This window comes from Erysipelatoclostridium sp. AM42-17, from assembly GCF_003480255.1.
Classification (GTDB): Bacteria; Bacillota_I; Bacilli_A; order Erysipelotrichales; family Coprobacillaceae; genus Faecalibacillus.
This window is the reverse complement of sequence record NZ_QUIN01000011.1, coordinates 23454-45387: the sequence shown is the minus strand read 5'-3', so window position 1 is coordinate 45387 and position 21934 is coordinate 23454. Positions and strand designations below refer to the sequence as shown.

Here is a 21934-nt window from a genome sequence, read left to right as displayed (position 1 = left end):
CATATTAGCAAGAATGTAAACTTATGACTATTTTTATATAATAAAAAAATATCCTAATTATAAAAGGATATTCTTCTCAATTTTAAAATGCACTTGATAAAATACGCTCTAGATGTAAAGCAAGATAGCCTACTTCTGATTCAGGTAATTCCATTTTTAAGACCTTAGATAAGGCATCGCACATTGTAATAGCCTGTTCATAAGCAAAAGGGAATTTTTCTTTCGTAAATTCACCAATATCCATTTGTAATTGTTCATGATTATTTAAACGAATAATTAAGAATTTAATATGATTCATTAATCTGGCATAAGAAATGGATTCGACATCTATTTTAATATGTAAATCATTTTGTAGTTTAACAATACTTTCATGAACAACTCTGGCTGCTTCCATTGACTCTCCTACTTTATTTGTTGAAATAGCAGAGTGAATATGCAAAGTAATAAAACCAACTTCATCTAGATTAATTTCTTTAGAAACATACTGTTTAATAATCTCTCTAGACTTTAATGCTACTTCATATTCATCGGGGAATAAAAGTCTAATATCATAAGTAAATGGATTAGTTGGCATGATGTTTTCATCCATACGTTTAATCGCAAAATAAATATGATCCGCTAAAGGAAGTAAAATATCATGTTTAACATCATTAAATTTAATTGTCGCTTCTTTAATAATTTCAGCCGCAATTTCTAAGTAAACAGGATCAATATAATCAATAATATTACCTGGTTCTTTAGGCTGGTAATTCTTTTGCATCATATACTTTTTAGCGTTCGTTGGTATTTCAATCATTTGTTTCACTTTTTTACCAAAACCAATACCTTTAGCCATGACAATCATTTCTTCACGGTCATGTTCTACCAAAATCGTATTATTATTCAATATTTTAATAATTTCATACATGTTATTTCACCTCCTAACTACGTATTTTCATAATTGTTGCTTCACATTTTTTATACCCATATTCTTTTTCGATAGTACTATGATCTGGTATTTTTGAGACAACTACTAATAATTTATCATCAATAGCGTGTTCTTGTATATAGCCTAAATCAACATTCCATAAAACATCACCTTTTTTTACTTTTTGATTAACATTAACAAGTAACTCAAATCCTTGTCCATTAAGACTTACTGTATTAATTCCAAAATGTAATAATAATTCAATACCATTATCTAAAGCTAAACCAAGGGCATGTTTCGTTGGATAAATCATGGTAATTGTTGCATCACATGGAGCAACGACCACACCATGGCGCGGACTAATCATAACACCATCGCCCAAGAGTTTATGTGCAAAAATATCATCACTACAATCTTCAATTGGCAATACTTCACCCTCAACAAGATTACCAATATCAACACTATCATTTGAATAAGTCATCATTTCTTCTTCATCATAAGCTTCAGGTACATGTGCTAGATAATCATCTATTTTCGTTTTAATAGAGGAAGCTTTAGGTCCAAAGATAACTTGAATCGCATTTCCTTGAATCAATACAGCGGCTGCTCCTGCTTGTTTTAAGACACTTTCACTAACTAGACTTGGATCATCTAAATTAGCCCTTAAACGCGTAATACAACAGTCTAAATCACTAAAATTATGTCTACCACCCATTCCCCTAATAACAAGTTGTACTTGAGAATCTAAATAAGATTTATCAAAAGAATAATCCATTTTCTTTTGTTTAAAGATAGTAAGTTTATTATCATCTTCCCTACCAGGTGTTTTTAAATCAAATTTTTGAATTAAAAATCTAAAAATTAAATAATAAGCACTAAAATACAAAATACCAAAGAAAACAACAAAGACCCATCTTGTCTTATCATTACCTTGTAAAACGCCAAAAACAATAAAATCAATCAAACTAGAAGAAAAAGTAAAACCTATCGTTACTTTTAAAACATGACCTAATAAAAAAGCAGTACCAGCCAATAAGACATGACTCACAAACAAAATAGGAGCTACAAACAAGAAAGTTAATTCAATCGGTTCTGTAATCCCTGTTAAAATACTTGTTAACGCTGCTGAAAGGAGTAAACTCTTCACTACTTTTTTAGATTCTGGTTTAGCCACATGATACATTGCTAAAGCTGCTCCAGGTAATCCAAACAACATAATCATGAATTCACCAGAAAAATAACGTGTTGCTTCGACACTAAAATGAGTTAAATGAGGATCTGCTAATTGAGCAAAAAAGATATTTTGAGCCCCATTTACAACGACCCCATTAATTGTCATGGTTCCCCCAATAGCCGTTTGATAAAAAGGCATATAGAAAACATGATGTAACCCAAAAGGAACCAATGCCCTTTTGACAATCCCATAGATAAATGTTCCCAAATAGCCTGTGTTCGCAATAAACTTACCAAAAACAAAAATACCACTTTGAATTGTTGGCCAGACATAAAACATCACACATCCCACCACAATATAAACAAGGGTAGAAATAATAGGCACAAAACGTTCACCTTCAAAAAAAGATAGAATATCCGGTAATTGAATACGATAGAAATGATTATGAAGATAGCTTACTCCTAAACCAACAATGATTCCTCCAAAGACACCCATTTCTAAAGACATCATCCCACACACATTACTGAGCGTTCCTGATAAAACATGACCAACTATTTGATTATTTTTAATAACACCGGTCCATGTAAGTAATCCATTGATGGTAGAATGCATGACAAAAAAGGCGATGACTGATGATAATACAGCCACCTCTTTTGCCTTTTTAGCCATTCCTAAAGCTACTGATGCTGCAAAGATAAGCGGTAAATTATTGAAAATTACCTCACCTACCGACATCAATAAAGTTAATATATGATTTAAAAAAGTTCCTTTACCTAAAAGATATTCTAAATGTAAAGAAGAAATTGTCGCCATATTCGTAAGAGAACTACCAAGACCTAAAAATAATCCAGCAATTGGTAATACCGCTATCGGTAACATAAAACTTCTACCAATTCTTTGTAAAACCCCAAAGATTCTCTTTTGCATACATTCTCCCCCTACTCTATACATAGTAAAACTATTTTATTATTCATACTTATAAATTTCAATTATATTTATATAATTTTATTCATTTATTTGCATTTTAAATATAAAAGAGGAGATTTAAAACCTCCTCATCTTCATTTATATACTTTGGTCAATTAAACCGCAATCAATAGCTTGTTTTGTCGTCATAATATAGTCTTTTTGAAGATTCTCTCTTAACTCCTTTTCACTCATTAAAGTGTAATTTTCATACATTTGCAAGACTGTATCATTGATATATGTCATTCTTTGATATCGATCTTGGATATCATGATAACTCCCACTTAATGTTGATTGTGCTTGGTGTAATAAGATAAAACAATGCTCATTAGCTTGACGATGTCCTTTCTTCCCTGCCGCTAATATTAATGATGCCATTGAAGCACAAGTTCCTATCCCAATAGTGTAAACATCACTTTCAATTGAATTCATGATATCAATGATAGCTAACCCCGCATGAACTTCTCCTCCCGGTGAACAAATCTCCATCTTAATGGGTGCATGATTTTCTTGATTATAATATAATAACTGATTAATGACATTGATCATCATTTCATTATTAATTTCTCCACACACTCTAACAATACGATTATCTTGGTCATATCTATCCATTGATACATACCTCCATATCTTCAAATAATTCAATTTTCTTATATAATATATCTCTTAACTCTTCTTCACTGCCATATTCATGTAAAGCTTGTCTTGTTTCTATGGCTTTTTGATAATCAGCATCATCAAGTTCCATTTCATCTTGATATAAATCTTCTATCATAATCAAGCTTCTCAATATTCCTTGTTGGACAAATATCTTGAACAAATTATAACTGATTTCAAACTCAGCCATATATAAAGAAACTAACATGTCCACATGATAATCCAGTAATATTTTAATTCCTTTCTGTTCATTTTCATTTAGACTCTTAACTTCTTCTTTAAAGAAATCAAGAAACTCTTGAACTCTTTCAATATCATCTTTATCTTCTATGTATAATTTTGATTTTTCTTTTTTTTCAATTACTATAGGTTCTTTGATAACTTGATACTCATATTCTTGTGTTTCATGATGATAATTTAAAATATGAAATTCTTGGATTTGATAATTCATTTCACTTTGATATAAGTATTCATTGATGAATGTTTTAATCTCTTTATTTACACCTCTTACCCCAAACTGACTGGTACTAGCTAAATCAATAAGATGTTCTTTAACATCATCACTGACATATAATTGTCCTTTTCTTCTTTGAATCAACATATCTAATCTTTGATACAAAGATCCTTTAGAATGAAAGATAATATCTTCATATTGTTGGTAAGACAATTGATTAACAGAAATAACTTTATCTATTCTCCCCATGAATTCAACAGGAACATTTTCATAACGCACGAAATCATCATCTATTAACTGAATATCATTCTTTTGATTAGTAAATAGATCAGACTTATTTTTCTTGTCAGTGAGCCTTAAAAAGGCTCCTGAAAAGATGAAAGATACTTTAGATAAATCTATTGTACTTTCTTCATACGCATATTGATCATCTTCCATCAGTTTTAAGAATTCTTCATAGACTTTAGTTGCTGCACGATTACTTTCTTGATAGGGATCATATACTTTATCAAGTTCATCGAAAAAGACAATAAGTCCATTTTCATCATCTACATCAAGACTAAGCATCATCTTGCCAATACTGTTTCCTTTATAACCAATAGAAGTAATATTTGAACAATCTACCTTTTTAAAGTTACAATTCAACAATTTGGCTAAGACTTCTACACCATAAGTTTTACCACATCCAGATGGTCCCACCACTAACAAGTTAGATGCCATCTTTCTATCAATTAATCCTTTACATTTTAATTCATGTAAATGACCAAAAACGGATAACTGTTTACAGTATTCATCTTGTCCTTTTACATATTTTTTTAATTCCTCACAAATAGCTTGTGGATAAGATTTATTTAATTCCATAGTATCGTCCTCCTTGTATAAATCTTAAAAAAAGTTCATTCATCATATTTTCATTTCATTCATTACTACTTAAAAAAAATTAATTAACGATACTATTTTTATTACACCCAAATTATATCTCATTATATTCTGAATATGTTATCTAAAATATAAAATGAACACCAATAATAAGGTGTTCATTTTACTAAATATATCTCACTTTTTATAATAAAGTGCTATGAAGTTTGTTTTATATAATTAATCTTCTTTTCTTTTTTTCTTTAAGAAAGTTAAACCACTTAATGATAATAATCCCATTAATCCAAATAATCCTACTTCTTGGTTATCTCCTGTACTTACATGAGATTTCTTAGAATTAGATTTATTATTTTGAGATGGTTTATCGCTATGAGGTTGATCTGCTACAGGGGTTGAATCTTTTTGATATGTATTTGTAATAACAAATCCTTGATCTTGATCACCTGTAACAGTTGCCTTATAGCTATTTACTTTTTCTTCTTCTACAGTATATTGAATAACTTGTCCATCTTTAAATTTGTCTAAGTTATCAAATACTGCCATCCAATTATTATCATTCGATAATTCTACTGTTTGATCTGTTTTTTCACCATTTGCATATAAGTGAACAACGACACTATCAGGACGTTTTCCATCTTGGTCATCATGATCATCCCATGTTTTTGATACAGGGACATCTACTTTTTGTTCAATTAAACCTAAGTTTTGATCTGGTAAATTATAAGTTGTTTTACCTTGTGATTCCATCTCTTTTATAGATGGCATTGTAATTTCTGTAATTGTTCCTGATTGTAATTTACGTCCGTTTTTATCAACATGACCTGTATCTACTTTAGAACTTTGCTCTTTATTACCTTTATCAAAATCAGTTACATTATAGTCTTCAATACTATTATCACCTGATTCAAAGATAACTTTGAATTCACCTTCAGGTAATCCTTCAAATTTATAATGACCATTTTCATCAGTATTTACTGTTGTAGGATGTTTTACTGTTGTAACTTTACCACCTTTATCAACTGTTATTTCTTCATAGGCATCAAATGGTACATAATTGCCATCTGCATCTTTCTTTAATAATGTAACTTTTGCACCTTTAAATAGTGTTTCATCATCAGATGTACCCAACTTACCATCTTTGTCTTTATCAACCCAAACAGTTCCTTCTAATGTACGTTTATAAATCTTAACTTGTGTTTCATCATTTAACGTACTACCTTCATTTCCTGGTGCTGATAAACTATTAGATAGCTTATCACCTTCAGCAACCTTTGCATTATATTCAAGTTTTATCTTTGCAATCGTGTCTTTTTTCAAATTATCATCAACATAAACAATTGCTGCTGGCCATGAACCAATAAGTCCAGTTCCTGTAAATTTTACATCTTCACCTTCATCTGTTTGTGTAGCTTCTTTCCAAACTTTATTGCCTTCAGTATCTGTTTTATTTAAATCATCTTTGGTAATTTCACCAGCTTTTTTCCCTTTATATTCACTGTCGCTTGTATAATAAAGTTTAAAATCATTATCATTTTTTAATAGTTTTTTGTTAATTGTGACTTTAGAAATTTTATATTGTCCTTTCATCACAGTTCCATTAATACCATCTTGTGGCATTGTATCGACAACAAATAAATTTTCTTGATTACTTGAACTATTATTTGTAATTGTTAAATCGAAATAAGCTGTATCATTTAATTCTAGTGTTTGTTTTCCACTTTTTGTTAAATAATATTCTTTATCTTTTACAACTGTAATTGAAGTAGAAGCAATATTATCATTAGCTGATGTAAGTTCTCTTTGATCTTCAGTTGTTTGAATTCCAATATTATTCTTTAATGCAACTTGATCATTAACATCATTTTCTGGATTTTCATCATCACCAATTTTACATGAATAATGAATTTGAGGTAATTGAGTTTCGCTTAATGAAACATTAGGAACTTCCCATTTTAATGTTGTTGTCCCGTTTTCATTTTTTGTAACTTCCGTTGGCTCAATTTTTTGTTCCTCCAGTTACTGTACCTTTATCTTTATCTTTTGACTTATAAGTTCCGCCTAAATACAATGTACTATCAACGTAAGTAAGACCTTTAGGTAAAGTATCTGTATAATAAACTGTTGTTTTTGCATCCTTATCTGGTGTTACCATTATTCGCAAAAGTAATTTGGCTTGCAACAACATAATCAACGTATCTTTCTTTTTTACTTACATTATAACTTGTTTTAATTTTATCGTTTTCTTTTTGTGCTACTTTCTTTTGAATAGATACTGTATAAGGAACTAAATATAAAGCATCAGCACTATTCCTACTAAACTTATGTGTTGTTGAATCTGGATTATACTTTTTATTAACATATTCAGGAACAGTATAGTAATCTCTATGATCTATTGCCGCTTGTGTGTGTGCATGATCAAATAAGTTAACTTCTGGATGATCTTTTATCCATTTACTATATTCTGCTCTTGTAATGTTATTAATACTTGTTTTATGTGTATCAGCTAATATTTGTGCTTTTTCTTCATCTGTTAAATCTCTTGCATCCCATGTATTCGTTACAGCAGTAATCATATAAACATGATCTGACAAGTCATAATTAGGTTTAACATTACAGAAGAATCTTGTCATTTGATTTAAATTTGTACTTTCTTTATTTGTATAGCATCCACGATAACGAACAACAACACCATCGCAATCGGTTGAATCATCTGTTATATTAAAATCACTTAACTGTGCACTACGCATTGATTCTGCAGTTAAACCTTGTCCATCTTTATGATGTAGATATAAATATTCAGCTTCATAGCCTTCCTTATTCGATAAGTTAACATTCATATCTTTTTTTAATTCTATGGCATTTCGATCAAAGAGTACCATTTGTTCAATTCCTAATGGCACTTGACTTGATTCGTCTGCTTCACCTACATTAGTTTGACTATAAGTAGCCGTAAATGCAAGATCTTTAGCTCCTACAGTTGCAATATCATCATCTTTATTTCCTGAACCATCAGTATAACCATTATTCCAATTTGCTGAATCTCTATTTGAATAAATAATAGCATGGTCACGTGTCCCTTTATTATTTTTTGTGAATGTTTCACTTGCTTTATTATCTGTATTTTCATATAAAGTACCATCACTGTTATATAATGGGATTGTTTCTTGATCAGATGTAGTATTTGTTTCTGATACTGCGTGCATATTATTTACTGTTACAGATGCATTAGCACTAATTTGGTCTACACCAAATTGACTCATTAAAGTATCCCCATTTGCATTTTTATAAGGATAAACTACTTGGAATTGGTATGATGAAAAAAATCCATCTTTCATCATTTCTACTTGTTTTCCATCCCAATAAGAAATATTTCCATATGCATCTTTTTGAGGAAATTTTTTATAATCTACACTATAATTTTTTACTTTAACATGTAAAGTTGATCCTTCTTGAGTTATTGTATATTCCCCACTATTATCACAATATTTTTCTGGTTGAGGTGTTTTACCTGACGCACTACTATCTGTAAATGGGATGCCATTAACTTGCGCTCCACCTGCGTTATTAGCTCCACAATAATATAAAAGAGGTACAAATCCCGTATCATTAGCTGATTCTCCATTTACCTTATAATCTGATAAATTGATATCAAAAGTAAAATATTGACTAGGATCTGGTAATTCAACACCTTTGATTCCATTTCCCGGCTTTTTAATTTCTAAAGCAAAACCAAAAACTTGTCTAAAACCAGTAACTTTGTAATCACTATCTTTATAAGCTGCTGCATTTTCTTTATAGGCTGTTTTGTCTTTTGCTCCAAAATCATAAATATTAAACGTATTTTGGAAATTTCCTTTTTTTAATACAATATTATACATTGGGGCTGAGGTAACAGTAACTGGTTGCATTGCTACAGTTTTACTGTTAGCTTCATCATCAACGTAAACTGTAACCTTTGGTTCAATAACATCTCCTTGATGTTTGTTACCAACATTTATTATAAAACCATGTTCAATAGATCCTGCAGATTGGTTAGCTTCTACATCCCATTGAAAATTATATATTTTTTTATCATTTTCTTCTTTTTCTGAAATAAGTTCTCCATTAATTGAAGTTACATCTAGAGCTTGATCATTAGGTATCTCAACAATAAATCCTATTTTATGTGCTTTTCCACCTAAGTTATTTACTCCTGTATTAATATTATAAGTAATGACATCAAATGAACGAACAATATCATTTGCATTCGAGTTATCATACCCTCGATTAGTATCATCAGCTCTATTCTAACATTTATCATCCATTTCTTCAGTACCATTATCTGTTGTACCAGTAAGGATACCATTTCCATATACTGATCCGTTATTTTCTAGTAATTGCGCAGATGAAATCACAACTGCTGAATTATCTGCATAAGCTGTTGTAGGTAACATACCCATTAACATGCTTAAACAAACCATGAAGCATAATATAAATTTACATCTTTTCTTCATAGATATCCTCTTCCATCATTTATGTAAAATAAAAGCCAAATGCAATCAAATGAACTGAGTGCAGCTGGCTGGCAGTTTAAAGCCCCTATAGCTTTGCGTCACTATTTTTCAATAGTTTTGCCTATCTATTACAACTTTAAATATAATGATATGTTTTAAAAAATAAACAATTTTTAAGAGATATGTTACATCTTTTGTAACAAGGCGTAACAGCCATAAGGTTTGATATGTAAAATATCGTGTATTTTATCACATTGATCATTAGAAATTAATAACTGACTATACCTAAATTCTTTTAATTCATAGTCATATTCATGACTAGAAAAATTATTAATAACTAATAATTTTTCATCTTGATATGTTCTGGTATAAATATATAAATCAGGATGATTTTCTTCTAATAATTCATATGTACCATAAACAATGATTGGCATTTGATGTCTTAACTGAATTAATTTTTGATAATAATGAAAGATAGAATTAGGATCTAATAATTGTTGGTGAACATTAATGGTTTTATAGTTTGGATTAACATTGATCCAGGGATTACCGGTTGTAAAACCAGCATTGTTTTCATTATTCCATTGCATTGGTGTTCTTGCGTTATCACGACTACTTGCACAGATTCCTTTCATCATTTGTTCATGCGTTAATGCTTTTTTATCTTTAACTAAATCTTGGTAAGCATTGAATACTTCAACATCTCTGACTTCATCTAAAGAGGTAAAAGGATAATTTGTCATGCCTATTTCTTCACCTTGATAAATATAAGGTGTCCCTTTTAAAAAGTGTAAAGTCGTAGCTAACATTTTAGCTGAGTCTTGCATATAATCTAAATTACCAAATCTTGATAAGACTCTAGGTTGATCATGATTATCCCAAAATAAACTATTCCATCCTTCTTCTTGTAAACCATATTGCCATTTTGTAAGAATCTTCTTTAGTTTTACTAAATCTAAAGGAACCGGTGTCCATTTACCATAAGGACCCGCATCAACATCAGTATGTTCAAATTGAAATAACATGCTTAATTCATGCTCATTTTCTCCTGTATATTGTTTAGCTTGTTCAATAGTACACGAAGTAATTTCCCCAACTGTCATGACATCATAATGAGATAATGCTTTTTGATTCATCTCTTTTAAGAATTCATGAATTCTTGGTCCATTACTGACATATTTTGATGGTCTCATATATTTTTTAGTTTGTGGAAAAACATCTTGGAATGTTTGTACTTTACTTAATTTATTAATGACATCCATTCTAAAACCATCAATACCTTTATCTAACCACCATCTCATCATCTTATAAATATCATTTCTTACATCTTCATTTTCCCAATTTAAATCCGGTTGTTTATCAGAATAAAGATGCAAGTAATACATATCCGTTTGCTTATCGTATTGCCACGAAGAACCGGAAAAGACTGATTCCCAGTTATTAGGTGCTTGATGATTCTTGCCTTCTTTCCAAATATAGTAATCACGATAAGGATTATCTTTGCTTTTTCTGCTTTCAATAAACCAAGGATGTTGATTGGAGGTATGATTAACAACTAAATCCATCACAACCTTGATTCCTCTTTGATGTGCTTCTTTTAATAAACAATCAAAATCTTCCATTGTTCCATATTCTTTAGAGATTGCCTGATAATCACTAATATCATAACCATTATCAACTTGTGGTGAAGCATAGACAGGTGATAACCAAATAATATCTATTCCTAATTCTTTTAAATAATCTAACTTTAATATAATTCCTTTTAAATCACCAATTCCATCCCCATTACTATCATAGAAGCTTTTAGGATAAATTTGATAAATAACGCTCTCTTTCCACCATGTTTTCATATTCCACCTCTTTCATCTAACATTTTATCTTTTTATTTTATCTTTTATACCCAAAAAGGACCTATCTTATAGGCATTTATTATCCTTTCGATAAGTTCCCGGTGTTTTTCCATATTTTTGTTTAAAAGCTTTGATAAATGATTTACTGTCAACAAAACCATGACGATGACTAATAGTCGCAATAGATAAATCTGTGCTACACACATCAATATAAGCATGATTAAGTTGAACCGTTTTAATATATTGTAAAACAGTCATGCCACACATCTTTTTAAAATAACGACATAAATAGTTAGGTGAATAATGAAATTCTTGGGCTAATAATGAAATACTTAATGATTGCCCGTAATGTAATTCGATGTATTCTAAGATATTTTGAATACGATGCGTATTAGTTAATAAAGGGGTTGTTCTTTTTATTTTATAATCAGTTAATAATAGATAATAAATACGATGTAAGTATTCAATAACTTTAAGATATTTATAGTGATCTTGACTTTTACGATATTGATCCATAGTCTGAATTATTTCTTTTAATTCTTGTTGTCTATCTAAAGATAAGTGAATATCAAAATAATAGTTATCTATTTGAGGTTCATATTGTTTTAAAGCATCATAAGAGATAAGGATTGTGATCATTTGACAATCTTCCAGCATCTCAAAGTAATGAATTTCATTTGTATTGACTAAAAAGAGTTCATTTTCACACACATGATAAGCCTTACCATTTATATAACCCATAAAGCTTCCTTGTATTAAATAGACTAATTCTACATTATGATGAAAGTGTTGTTTCATATAATGATAATGCGGTAAATAAAGATGATATATTTTAGCACTTTCATATTCTTTTGTATCAACAACTTCTAATTCGTAATTCATATTGTTACCTCTATCTCATTATATAAAATAAGAGGTTATTTGAAACCTCTTATGATTTTTTAGTGAGTTTAATTTTATCTTTTTGATATGCTTTAATAATACTTTCTTTAATACAATTTAAGAATTGTTCAGTTCCCCCAAGTTTATTAGGATGAGTTTGATCTTTTTCAAACCAATCATTATGTCCTTTACAATATTGAGCCCAATCAATCAAATAAACATTATCTGTATTTTTACAGAATTCTTCTATTTTTTGATTATTATCATCTTGCCACTGAGTATAAGGTGCATGTAAAGAAATAACAAACATCGTTTTATCTTGTGGTAAGAGTTCTCTTACTTTAGGTAAATAGTCATATAATGGACCATTTGTTCCTAAAGCAAAGATTAAACTATCCCCATTCCATCCTTCTTCATTTAATGCTGAAGTTAAAATAGGAATACTTAAATTAGCTTGTCTTGATTCTTTACTACTTAGTTTTAAATGAGGGAATGTCTCTTGGAACTTAGCAAAAGATCCACTTACAATCGAATCACCAATAACAAAAACATCTAAGTTATTGATAATTTCTTGACCATTAGATAAATCTACATATTGACTATCTTGACTATTGGTTGTAGATGGTGTTGTTTCAGGTTTCTTGATGTCTTTCTTTACGACTTTGTTTGATGATTCTTGAACGATATCATCTGACATATTTTCTTTAGGAACAAAGGCTACACATAACGTACTCGTAACAACTAACGCTAAACAAACAGAGGCAATCGTGATTCCTTTTTTGATGACCCTTTGATCTTTTTGAATCTTGTCTTTTAACATCTTTATTGTCTTAGATAAGATACCTCTTCTTATTGGTGTTTCTACTAAATAATATGATAATACTGAAGCCACTAATGTCAAAGTAACTTCTAATAACATAATTGAAAGAGAAGCACTTTGTCCGCCACTAATTAAAATAATAATCGGATAATGCCATAAGTAGATACTATATGATAGTTTTCCTAACCAATCAATAACCGGTATTGATAAAAACTTAGATAGCATACTTTGTTTTCTTAAGATCGATAAGATCACAAATGCTGTAAGAATAGAAGTTAGAAGATATCCTCCCTTATATAGAAAAGCATCATATCCGGCTACTTTTGTTACAATTATACATACACATACTAATGAAATGATTCCAATAATATCATTTGCTGGTTTAGTTAAACCTATCTTGATATCACTTTCTACAATGATAGCGAGTAACGCTCCTACTAATAATGAAAAACATCTTGTATCTAATCCATAATAAACACGACTTGGATCTCCATTTGGATTAAACAAGACAGCCATTAAGATTGCAGAAATAATAATAAGTAATGTTGTGATAACAGAAAGAACTTGATGACGTTCTTTCTTTGTTGATTTAAACTTTGCGATAATAATGATAATCAATGGGAAAATAAGATAGAATTGGGTTTCTATCGCTAATGACCAACAATGTAATAATGGTGATGGAGCACCCCCATTATCAAAATATGAAATATTATTAAATATCTGATACCAGTTATTATATCCTAGTAAAGCAGATATAAAATCTCGACAAGCTTTCGTAAAAACTAAACGATTAAAAATAGCACTTAAAATAACTGTCACTGACACCATTAAAATAAGGGCTGGCCAAATACGTTTAATTCTTTTTATCCAAAAATTCTTTAAATCTATTTTATTTGTTTTTTGTAATTCTTGTAGTAATAATCTGGTAATTAAAAATCCTGATATGACAAAAAAGATTGTCACTCCTAAGACCCCACCCTTAAAAATAGGCAGTTTTAAATGATAACCAATAACCATCAAGACAGCCACAGCCCGTAATCCATCTAGTCCGGCTATATATTTTTCCTGTAAATTCTTCATATTTCCCTCCCATAATAAGCATGGACATTATAACAAAAATATGAATTATAAAAATACAAATTTTATCAAATTATACAAAAAAAGGTGATTAATTCACCTTTTTATCTTTAAATACTGAAAATACTTTTTCTTTTATACAATTATTAAAAGCATCTATCCCTGTATCCGTTAAATGCGTTTCATCTTTTACAAACCAATCTGGATGTCCTTCACTATAACTTGCCCAATCAATTAAATAAACATTATCATTTTCATCAACAAATTGTTTGATTTTTGCGTTGTTATCATCACTCCATGATTGATAAGGTGCATGAACAGATAAGACAAACATTGGTTTGTTGGCATCTAACATACTGCGTACTTTAGGCATAAAGTCGTATACAGGACCATTGGTACCAAGAGAGAAAATAAGTCCATCACCGTTCCATCCTGAATTCAGTGCTGCTTGTAAAATATCTACACTATCTGAACAATGTCTAGATACTTTGGCGTCTATTTTTCCTTGAGGGAATGTTTCTTGTAATTTTGATGAAGCACCCAAAGCCACTGAATCACCAATGACAAAGATATTAAGCTTACTACATACTTCTTCTTGTGATAATGTTGGTTGACTTTGTTGAGGTGCTGGTGTTTGTTTCTTTTTAGGTTGAGTTTTTGTTGTTTGGGTAATCTGTTTTGACATAGTTTCTTTAGGAACAAAAGCTACACATAGACTACTTGTTATAAGTAATGCTAGACAAACTGAGGCAATCGTGATTCCTTTTTTGATGACTCTTTGATCTTTTTGAATCTTGTCTTTCAACATCTTTACTGTCTTAGATAAGATACCTCTTCTTATTGGTGTTTCTACTAAATAATATGATGCACTCGCTAGTACAAGGGTTAAAATAACTTCAATTAACATGATGTACCATGATGAAGTTTTTCCCCCACTTATTAAAATAATAATTGGATAATGCCATAAGTAGATACTATATGATAGTTTTCCTAACCAATCAATAACCGGTATTGATAAAAACTTAGATAGCATACTTTGTTTTCTTAAGATCGATAAGATCACAAATGCTGTAAGAATAGAAGTTAGAAGATATCCTCCCTTATATAGAAATGCATCATATCCGGCCACTTTTGTTACAATTATACAAACACATATTAATGAAATGATTCCAATAATATCATTTGCTGGTTTTGTTAGACCTATCTTGATATCACTTTCTACAATGATAGCGAGTAACGCTCCTACTAATAATGAAAAGCATCTTGTATCTAATCCATAATAGACACGACTTGGATCTCCATTTGGATTAAATAAAATCATCATTAATAATGAAGAAACAATAATCAATACTGTTGTAATAATAGAAAGGACTTGATAACGTTCTTTCTTTGTTGATTTAAGCTTTGCGATGATAATGATAATCAATGGGAAAATAAGATAGAATTGGGTCTCTATCGCTAATGACCAACAATGTAATAATGGTGATGGAGCACCCCCATTATCAAAATATGAAATATTATTAAATATCTGATACCAGTTATTATATCCTAGTAATACTGAAATATAATCTTGGCTGGCCTTAGATAGTAATAAACGATTAAATAAAGCACAGACAATGACTGTTACAGAAACCATTAAAATAAGGGCTGGCCAAATACGTTTAATTCTTTTTATCCAAAAATTCTTTAAATCTATTTTATTTGTTTTTTGTAATTCTTGTAGTAGTAATCTGGTAATTAAAAATCCTGATATGACAAAAAAGATTGTCACTCCTAAAACTCCACCTTTAAAAATAGGCAGTTTTAAATGATAACCAATAACCATCAAGACAGCTACAGCACGTAAACCATCTAGTCCGGCTATATATTTTTCCTGTAAGTTCTTCATATTTCCCTCCCATAAATAAGCATGGACATTATATCAATTATATCGATAAATAGATACCTATTTCGTCATGATTTGCAATAGATAGCCGATAATAATCCGGCAATGATACAAATACAAGCCAAAAATAAATATGCATAAAGCATGGATGATACACTGACAATATGACCACATATAATTGGAAATAATGTCATTCCCAAAGCATAAACAGCTTGAAAGAATCCCATAGCTGTTGATTTACATTCTTGAGGAACATATTTCATGGCCTCACTTGTTAGATAAGAAAATAAAATCCCAGTAGCCATACCCGGTAAAATTTGTAATATGTAAAGAAGATACAATGATGAACATTGGGGAACAAGAATACAATAGATTGCTGTTGTAAAGAAAGTGATCGTAATCCATTTCCCTGTTGATAATGACATACATAACTTACTTGAGGCCATTTTTGCAAAGCATACCGCTGATAACATATAAATAATAGAAGAAAGACCTATTTGTAAAGATGTTGCCCCTAAATTTTTAATAATTTGATTTGTAAAGGACATTGTTGTTGTCATTTGCACGCCTTGTTGAACTAGGGCAAGAAGTGAGTATACAATAAGATTTTTTTGTAAACATATTTTGAGTAGTGAAGGTATCGTTTTTGTAGTAGGCTGCGCCTCTTCTTTTGGTAGAAGAAAGATAAAGAAAGCACTGATTAAACCTGATAGTACACTTAACATACAAATAAATGTCATTCCTACAACGTCATATAAAAGTGTACTTGTTATAAAACCAATAAGCATACCTAAATTATTAGCGACAACAATTGAACTTGTCGCCTTAGCTTGATGATCTTGATCATAAAAACTCATATACATAACCATAAAGGATATCCACATTGCACTAGCTAGTCCTGAAAATAAATTACCAATTAAAAAACCAATCCCATTATTAAAGATAATTCTAAATAGTGACGCCATTCCTGATGATAAAGACCCGATCATCATAATAACTTTATGTTTATTTTTATAATCTGCTAATAATCCTACTGGCAATCTTAATACCATTTGTGAGATTCCATAAGTTCCTACAATCAAACCAATAAAAGATGCACTTGTATGAATGAGTGTTAAATATGGTGTTTGATAAGGTATATAAACATATTGACCAAACCAAAAAAAGATGACAGCAATAAATAATATATTTTTCTTTTCTAATTTCATGATCTTTCCTCTTTCCATCATATAAACCTCATTTAATATAGTTGAATTCAATTAAAATAGCAAATAATAATTATTCACCGGCTTAGCCGGTGGTTTTCTGTTTCGGGCATAGCCCTGCTCCTAGAGCTATGTCTTAAGACATTTTCTCAGCCTACGGCTACCCCGTGCATTTCTCTACTTTCCTTTAAATGGATTTTCTAAATCCAATGTTAATTGTTCTGATTCTTTATCTTCTTTTAATTGATTTGCTATATATTCTTTTATTTTCTTTGTATTTTTTCCTACTGTATCTACATAGTATCCTCTACACCAGAATGATCTATGTCGATATTTATATCTCGCATTTGCCCATCTTTCATATATCATTTGTGAGCTTTTTCCTTTTAAAAATCCCATTATGCCTGATACACTATATTTGGGTGGTATCTCTATTAACATATGTACATGACCTATACATACTTCTGCTTCTATTATGTTTATTCCTTTCCATTCACATAGTTGTCTCAATATTGATCCTATTTCTACTCTTCTTGCATCATAAAACGCTTTTCTTCTATACTTTAGTGCAAATACCACATGATATTTGCAGTTCCATTTTGTGTGTGATAAACTGTGTAAGTCATCTAAATATTGTTTGTTCATATGATTCCCTCCGTGTTCATTATCACTCCACTAAAGTTTTCACTGACCCCCAGCCTAGCTGGGGGTTTTATTGTAAGACAAAAATACCCTACAGTCTATCCTGTAGGGTACAATTATTATTCAATATTGTTTGCGGCTTGATATCCACTTCTAATAGCACTAGCAATATCTGCTGTTTTCTCTCCTGAACAATCACCGGCATTTACAAAAGGAATTATTATTGTTGATTCATCAAAGATATTTTTCTTTGATCCTAATGCATTAATAATTGTATCAGCTTTAATTTGTTCATTTTCTGTATAAACAATATTGTTTTCAATATGGTCAACTTTAGTGTTCACTAATTGTTTTACGTTGTGTTCTGCAAAATCTTTCATCATTAATGGTAAAACAGTTGTTGATTCACCAGAAGCAATCTTATCCATCATTTCTACAATTGTGACATGATGTCCTTTGTTAGCTAAATATTCTGCTGTTTCAGCACCTACAAGACCTCCACCAATGACAACACAATCACCTTGGACTTCTTGACCAGCTAAAACATCCCAGCTTGAAACAATATGACTCTCATCATGAGGAATTGGCATTTCCATATTATGTGCTCCAATCGCGATAATCGCATAATCATAATGATTGAAATCTTTTACTTCTTCATTTAAATGAATATCAACATTTAATGTTGGTAAGATTTTTTGATAGTATTCTACACTTCTTAGTATTTCACTTTTTCTAGGTGGCATTGCTGCAATATTAATTTGACCACCTAAATGATGCGTTTTTTCAAATAAAGTCACTGTATGTCCTTTAATAGCTGCTACTCTTGCGGCTTCTAAACCAGCAATACCTCCACCAATGACAACTACTTTTTTAGGATGATTTGTTGGTTTGATTGAAATTGTTGCTTCATTACCATTTTCAGCATTTAATACACAAGAAATGTATTGTCTATTTTGAATAGCATCAACGCAACCTTTGTTGCAGTTTAAACATTCTCTAATACATTCTCCTCTTTTTACTTTTAAGGCAATATCAGGATCAGTTAATAAAGAACGACCATAACCGATCATATCAGCATCACCATCATTTAAGATTTTTTCACCAGCTTCTACTGTGACTACTCTTCCTACTGTCGCAACCGGAATAGAAACAGCATCTTTGACTCTTCTAGCAATAGGTAAAGTCCAATTATAAGGTACATCACCCATTGGAGGAATGGTATCTCCCATATTGCCTGTATGATTGGCTTGGGCTACTTGAATCATATCTACGCCAGCTTTTTCTAGTAACTTAGCAAAAGCTACACCTTCATCTGCTTCTAAGCCACCTTTTCCTCTAAAAGAACCATCTTGATTAACAGTGATAATTGGTAATTTATATTCAATCGTTAAATCTGGAGCAGCTTCTTTAATAGCCTCAACAACTTCTAAAGCATAACGTGTTCTGTTTTCAAAACTTCCACCATATTCATCACAACGATGATTAAGTACTTTTGAACATAATGATCCTAGTAGTCTATCACCATGAACTTCAATAGCATCAATACCCGCAAGCATTGCTTTATGCGCACAACTTGCGATACTGTCTTTAATTTGCGCTAATTGTTCATGAGTCGCTTCACTAACAAAGTGTTGCATATCATGATGTAATTTAGCATAAGCATCTTTAGTAATCTTTTGTGCTAATTCGTTTTGTTCTGTAGCTTTTGCTTCATCCCCTTCAGCTTTGGCTTTAGCCGCATTTTGACGAGCAATACCAGCATCCATAATCATTTTTCCTACACCAGGAACATCATATTCTGGATGAAATAATTGTAAAGCGACTTTACAATCATATTGATGTAATGTATCAGCTAGTTTTTTAAAGGCAGGAATTTGTTCTTCGCTATAAAGTTTAGGAGTTGGTGAAGCAGTACGTACTGGGGCTACATCTCCAATGACAATATAAGAAACACCACCTTTAGCTAATCTTTCATAAAAACTTAAACTTCTTTGTCCAATAGATCCATCTCTTTCTTCATAACCTGTTGTAAGAGGTGGAAACATAATTCTGTTTTTTAATGTCATCTTTCCTACTTGGATTGGTTCTAATAGTTTCATTTCATTAAATCTCCTTTGTTATATGATATGCATTTGTAATAGCATCTTTAAGTGTTCCTACTTTTTGACAATCACCAATTAAATGGGCATTTTCAAATGGTAACGCAATTGGATTATAACCTACAGCAAACACTAATGTATCGACATCATCTAAAACATATTCTTGATTATTTTTTTCATATTTAATGATATTTTCATCTACATATGTCACTTTAGAGTTTAATTCAATTTTAACTCCTTTTTCCATCATTCTTCTTGTAAGTAATGATTTTGTTGCTCCAGATTCTCCCGCCATTAAACCATTTGTCATTTCAATTAAAGTGATATCTCTATTTGTAGGGAATAAATCATTAATTAATGGTGCTAAGTAATCTGCTGTTTCACAACCAACAGAACCTCCACCTATAATAACAATCTTTCTACCTGGGAATTTCTTTCCTGATAAAATATCATCCGCTGTCATAGTTTGTTTAAAGACTTTATAAGGTTCAATTTCTTTAGGTGTAGCTCCTACGGTTGTAATGATTTCATAATCTTTAAATTCACTATCTATCATTTCTGGTGTTACTGTCGTATTTAAACGAACATCTACACCTTTTAATTGACTCTTCATAAATTTAACAACTTTAGTAATTTCTTGTTTACCAATAGGTACACAAGCAATATTTAATTGACCACCTAAACGATCACTTTTTTCACATAAAACAACTTCATGTCCACGTTTTTTAGCGACATAAGCAGCTTCCATACCAGCTGGTCCACCACCAATAACAAGAACTTTCTTTTTAACTGGCGCTTCGTCAATTTCTTCTTTTTCTACAGCAGGATTGACTGTACAACTAATGGGTTTACCAAACATGATTCCTGTTAAACATCTACCACAACCAATACAAGGTCTAATTTCATCAGTTCTTCCTTCTTTTGCTTTATTCGCAAATTCACTATCACATAGATTAGGACGTCCAATCATACAAGCATCACATTTTCCATTTGCGATTAATTCATCCGCTACCCAAGGTTCATTGATACGAGAAACGGTTGTAACTGGAATAGAAACATGTTTTTTAATTTCTTCACTAGCAGGCATATGTGGGGCTGGTGCTGTTCCACTAGCAGGCATAGAACTTCCTCTTTTAATGGTGTTTCCTCCTGATACATGAATAAAATCTACTGAAGCTTTTTCTAACTGTTTAGAAACATAAATCATATCATTAAGAGTAAGTCCACCATCACTGTATTCATCTCCAGAAATACGCACATCAATGATAAAATCTTGACCACATTGTTTTCTTACTTCTTCTATGACTTCTAAAGTTAAACGTAATCTTCCATGAATATCGCCACCATATTCATCGGTTCTTTTATTATATAAAGGTGTTAAAAATCCTCCTAGTAAACCATGAGCATGGGCAGCTTGAATTTCTACACCATCTCCCCCTGCTTTTTTAAAACGTAAGGCCGCCTCACCAAATTGTTTAACAATGACTTTTAGTTCTTCTTTCGTTACTTCTCTTGGAGCACTTTTGGCGTAATAAGGTCCTACATTAGATGGGGCAATAAGTTGAGGTGTTCCCGGAATAGGAAAAGCCATATAAGCAGGATGAAATAATTGTGATAAGATTTTAGTATCATATTGATGTACAGCATCTACTAATTTTTTCCATCCTGGAATATAAGAATCATCATAAATTGACATATCTCCAGGTAAATATGTATAAGTAGGTTCTACTGTGGTAACTTCTGTTACAATCAGTCCTACTCCTCCTTTGGCACGGGCTTGATAATGTTTGACTAAAGCATCCGTTACATATCCTTTATCAGCTAAATTGGTTGATAAAGGCGGCATAAAAATACGATTTTTAACTGTTGTATTACCTATTTTAATAGGTGTAAATAAATGTTCATAATTGTTCATACACATTCCTCCACTCCTTTATTTTATCA

The 21934-nt window shown here is 30.9% G+C and carries 16 protein-coding genes and 1 riboswitch; all 16 genes read right to left on the bottom strand.

Annotation, left to right across the window (positions count from 1 at the left end; genetic code table 11):
* Positions 1-82 precede the first annotated feature (82 nt).
* Entirely contained in the window at positions 83-907 is an 825-nt protein-coding gene (locus DW911_RS05730; protein ID WP_118431383.1) for a PRD domain-containing protein, read from the bottom strand.
* Positions 908-920: 13 nt separating this feature from the next.
* Positions 921-3008 carry a PTS transporter subunit IIABC gene (locus DW911_RS05725; RefSeq protein WP_118607574.1) on the bottom strand — a complete coding sequence of 696 codons (2088 nt, stop codon included), beginning with the start codon at positions 3006-3008 and terminating at the stop codon, positions 921-923.
* Positions 3009-3146: 138 nt separating this feature from the next.
* The gene (locus DW911_RS05720) at positions 3147-3659 is read right to left on the bottom strand and encodes an ATP-dependent Clp protease proteolytic subunit (protein ID WP_118431386.1); all 513 of its coding nucleotides are present in this window, start codon (positions 3657-3659) and stop codon (positions 3147-3149) included.
* A complete protein-coding gene (locus DW911_RS05715; protein ID WP_118607573.1) occupies positions 3652-5019 on the bottom strand; it encodes an AAA family ATPase in 1368 nt (455 codons plus the stop codon). Before DW911_RS05715 ends, DW911_RS05720 begins: the two co-directional genes overlap by 8 nt.
* 237 nt (positions 5020-5256) lie before the next feature.
* Positions 5257-6654 (bottom strand): Cna B-type domain-containing protein, encoded by a 1398-nt coding sequence (locus tag DW911_RS05710; RefSeq protein ID WP_118607572.1) that lies wholly within the window; start codon positions 6652-6654, stop codon positions 5257-5259.
* A 379-nt stretch (positions 6655-7033) separates the two neighbouring features.
* On the bottom strand, positions 7034-7189 hold the full coding sequence (locus tag DW911_RS05705) for a hypothetical protein (RefSeq protein ID WP_158568149.1): 156 nt from the start codon (positions 7187-7189) through the stop codon (positions 7034-7036).
* Positions 7173-8945 carry a hypothetical protein gene (locus tag DW911_RS05700; RefSeq protein ID WP_118431393.1) on the bottom strand — a complete coding sequence of 591 codons (1773 nt, stop codon included), beginning with the start codon at positions 8943-8945 and terminating at the stop codon, positions 7173-7175. The genes DW911_RS05705 and DW911_RS05700 overlap by 17 nt, the downstream gene beginning before the upstream one ends.
* 378 nt (positions 8946-9323) lie before the next feature.
* The gene (locus tag DW911_RS05695; RefSeq protein ID WP_118431394.1) at positions 9324-9530 is read right to left on the bottom strand and encodes a hypothetical protein; all 207 of its coding nucleotides are present in this window, start codon (positions 9528-9530) and stop codon (positions 9324-9326) included.
* Positions 9531-9586: 56 nt separating this feature from the next.
* A riboswitch (cyclic di-GMP riboswitch) is annotated at positions 9587-9662 on the bottom strand.
* 53 nt (positions 9663-9715) lie between these two features.
* Entirely contained in the window at positions 9716-11380 is a 1665-nt protein-coding gene (locus tag DW911_RS05690; protein WP_118431396.1) for a glycoside hydrolase family 13 protein, read from the bottom strand.
* Between the two features lie 66 nt (positions 11381-11446).
* Positions 11447-12262, bottom strand: coding sequence for an AraC family transcriptional regulator (locus tag DW911_RS05685; protein ID WP_118607571.1), 816 nt, complete (start codon positions 12260-12262; stop codon positions 11447-11449).
* 49 nt (positions 12263-12311) lie between these two features.
* Positions 12312-14162 (bottom strand): acyltransferase family protein, encoded by a 1851-nt coding sequence (locus tag DW911_RS05680; protein WP_118607570.1) that lies wholly within the window; start codon positions 14160-14162, stop codon positions 12312-12314.
* Positions 14163-14250: 88 nt separating this feature from the next.
* Positions 14251-16047, bottom strand: a complete 1797-nt coding sequence (locus DW911_RS05675) for an acyltransferase family protein (protein ID WP_118431402.1) — start codon at positions 16045-16047, stop codon at positions 14251-14253.
* Between the two features lie 65 nt (positions 16048-16112).
* Entirely contained in the window at positions 16113-17270 is a 1158-nt protein-coding gene (locus DW911_RS05670; RefSeq protein WP_118431445.1) for an MFS transporter, read from the bottom strand.
* Between the two features lie 156 nt (positions 17271-17426).
* A complete protein-coding gene (tnpA, locus tag DW911_RS05665; RefSeq protein ID WP_118431404.1) occupies positions 17427-17894 on the bottom strand; it encodes an IS200/IS605 family transposase in 468 nt (155 codons plus the stop codon).
* A 116-nt stretch (positions 17895-18010) separates the two neighbouring features.
* Positions 18011-19990, bottom strand: a complete 1980-nt coding sequence (gene bilR / locus DW911_RS05660; RefSeq protein WP_118607569.1) for a bilirubin reductase, long form — start codon at positions 19988-19990, stop codon at positions 18011-18013.
* 4 nt (positions 19991-19994) lie between these two features.
* Positions 19995-21905: an oxidoreductase gene (locus DW911_RS05655; protein WP_118607568.1), complete on the bottom strand. Its 1911-nt coding sequence runs from the start codon at positions 21903-21905 to the stop codon at positions 19995-19997.
* Between the last annotated feature and the right edge of the window lie 29 nt (positions 21906-21934).

Coding starts and splice junctions, on each gene's coding strand:
- DW911_RS05710 (WP_118607572.1), bottom strand. CDS start 6,654: ATGCCACAAGATGGTATTAATGGAACTGTGATGAAAGGACAATATAAA.
- DW911_RS05690 (WP_118431396.1), bottom strand. CDS start 11,380: ATGAAAACATGGTGGAAAGAGAGCGTTATTTATCAAATTTATCCTAAA.
- DW911_RS05705 (WP_158568149.1), bottom strand. CDS start 7,189: ATGGTAACACCAGATAAGGATGCAAAAACAACAGTTTATTATACAGAT.
- bilR (WP_118607569.1), bottom strand. CDS start 19,990: ATGAAACTATTAGAACCAATCCAAGTAGGAAAGATGACATTAAAAAAC.
- DW911_RS05670 (WP_118431445.1), bottom strand. CDS start 17,270: ATGGAAAGAGGAAAGATCATGAAATTAGAAAAGAAAAATATATTATTT.
- tnpA (WP_118431404.1), bottom strand. CDS start 17,894: ATGAACAAACAATATTTAGATGACTTACACAGTTTATCACACACAAAA.
- DW911_RS05655 (WP_118607568.1), bottom strand. CDS start 21,905: ATGAACAATTATGAACATTTATTTACACCTATTAAAATAGGTAATACA.
- DW911_RS05730 (WP_118431383.1), bottom strand. CDS start 907: ATGTATGAAATTATTAAAATATTGAATAATAATACGATTTTGGTAGAA.
- DW911_RS05695 (WP_118431394.1), bottom strand. CDS start 9,530: ATGAAGAAAAGATGTAAATTTATATTATGCTTCATGGTTTGTTTAAGC.
- DW911_RS05715 (WP_118607573.1), bottom strand. CDS start 5,019: ATGGAATTAAATAAATCTTATCCACAAGCTATTTGTGAGGAATTAAAA.
- DW911_RS05685 (WP_118607571.1), bottom strand. CDS start 12,262: ATGAATTACGAATTAGAAGTTGTTGATACAAAAGAATATGAAAGTGCT.
- DW911_RS05720 (WP_118431386.1), bottom strand. CDS start 3,659: ATGGATAGATATGACCAAGATAATCGTATTGTTAGAGTGTGTGGAGAA.
- DW911_RS05680 (WP_118607570.1), bottom strand. CDS start 14,162: ATGAAGAATTTACAGGAAAAATATATAGCCGGACTAGATGGATTACGG.
- DW911_RS05725 (WP_118607574.1), bottom strand. CDS start 3,008: ATGCAAAAGAGAATCTTTGGGGTTTTACAAAGAATTGGTAGAAGTTTT.
- DW911_RS05675 (WP_118431402.1), bottom strand. CDS start 16,047: ATGAAGAACTTACAGGAAAAATATATAGCCGGACTAGATGGTTTACGT.
- DW911_RS05700 (WP_118431393.1), bottom strand. CDS start 8,945: ATGCAACCAGTTACTGTTACCTCAGCCCCAATGTATAATATTGTATTA.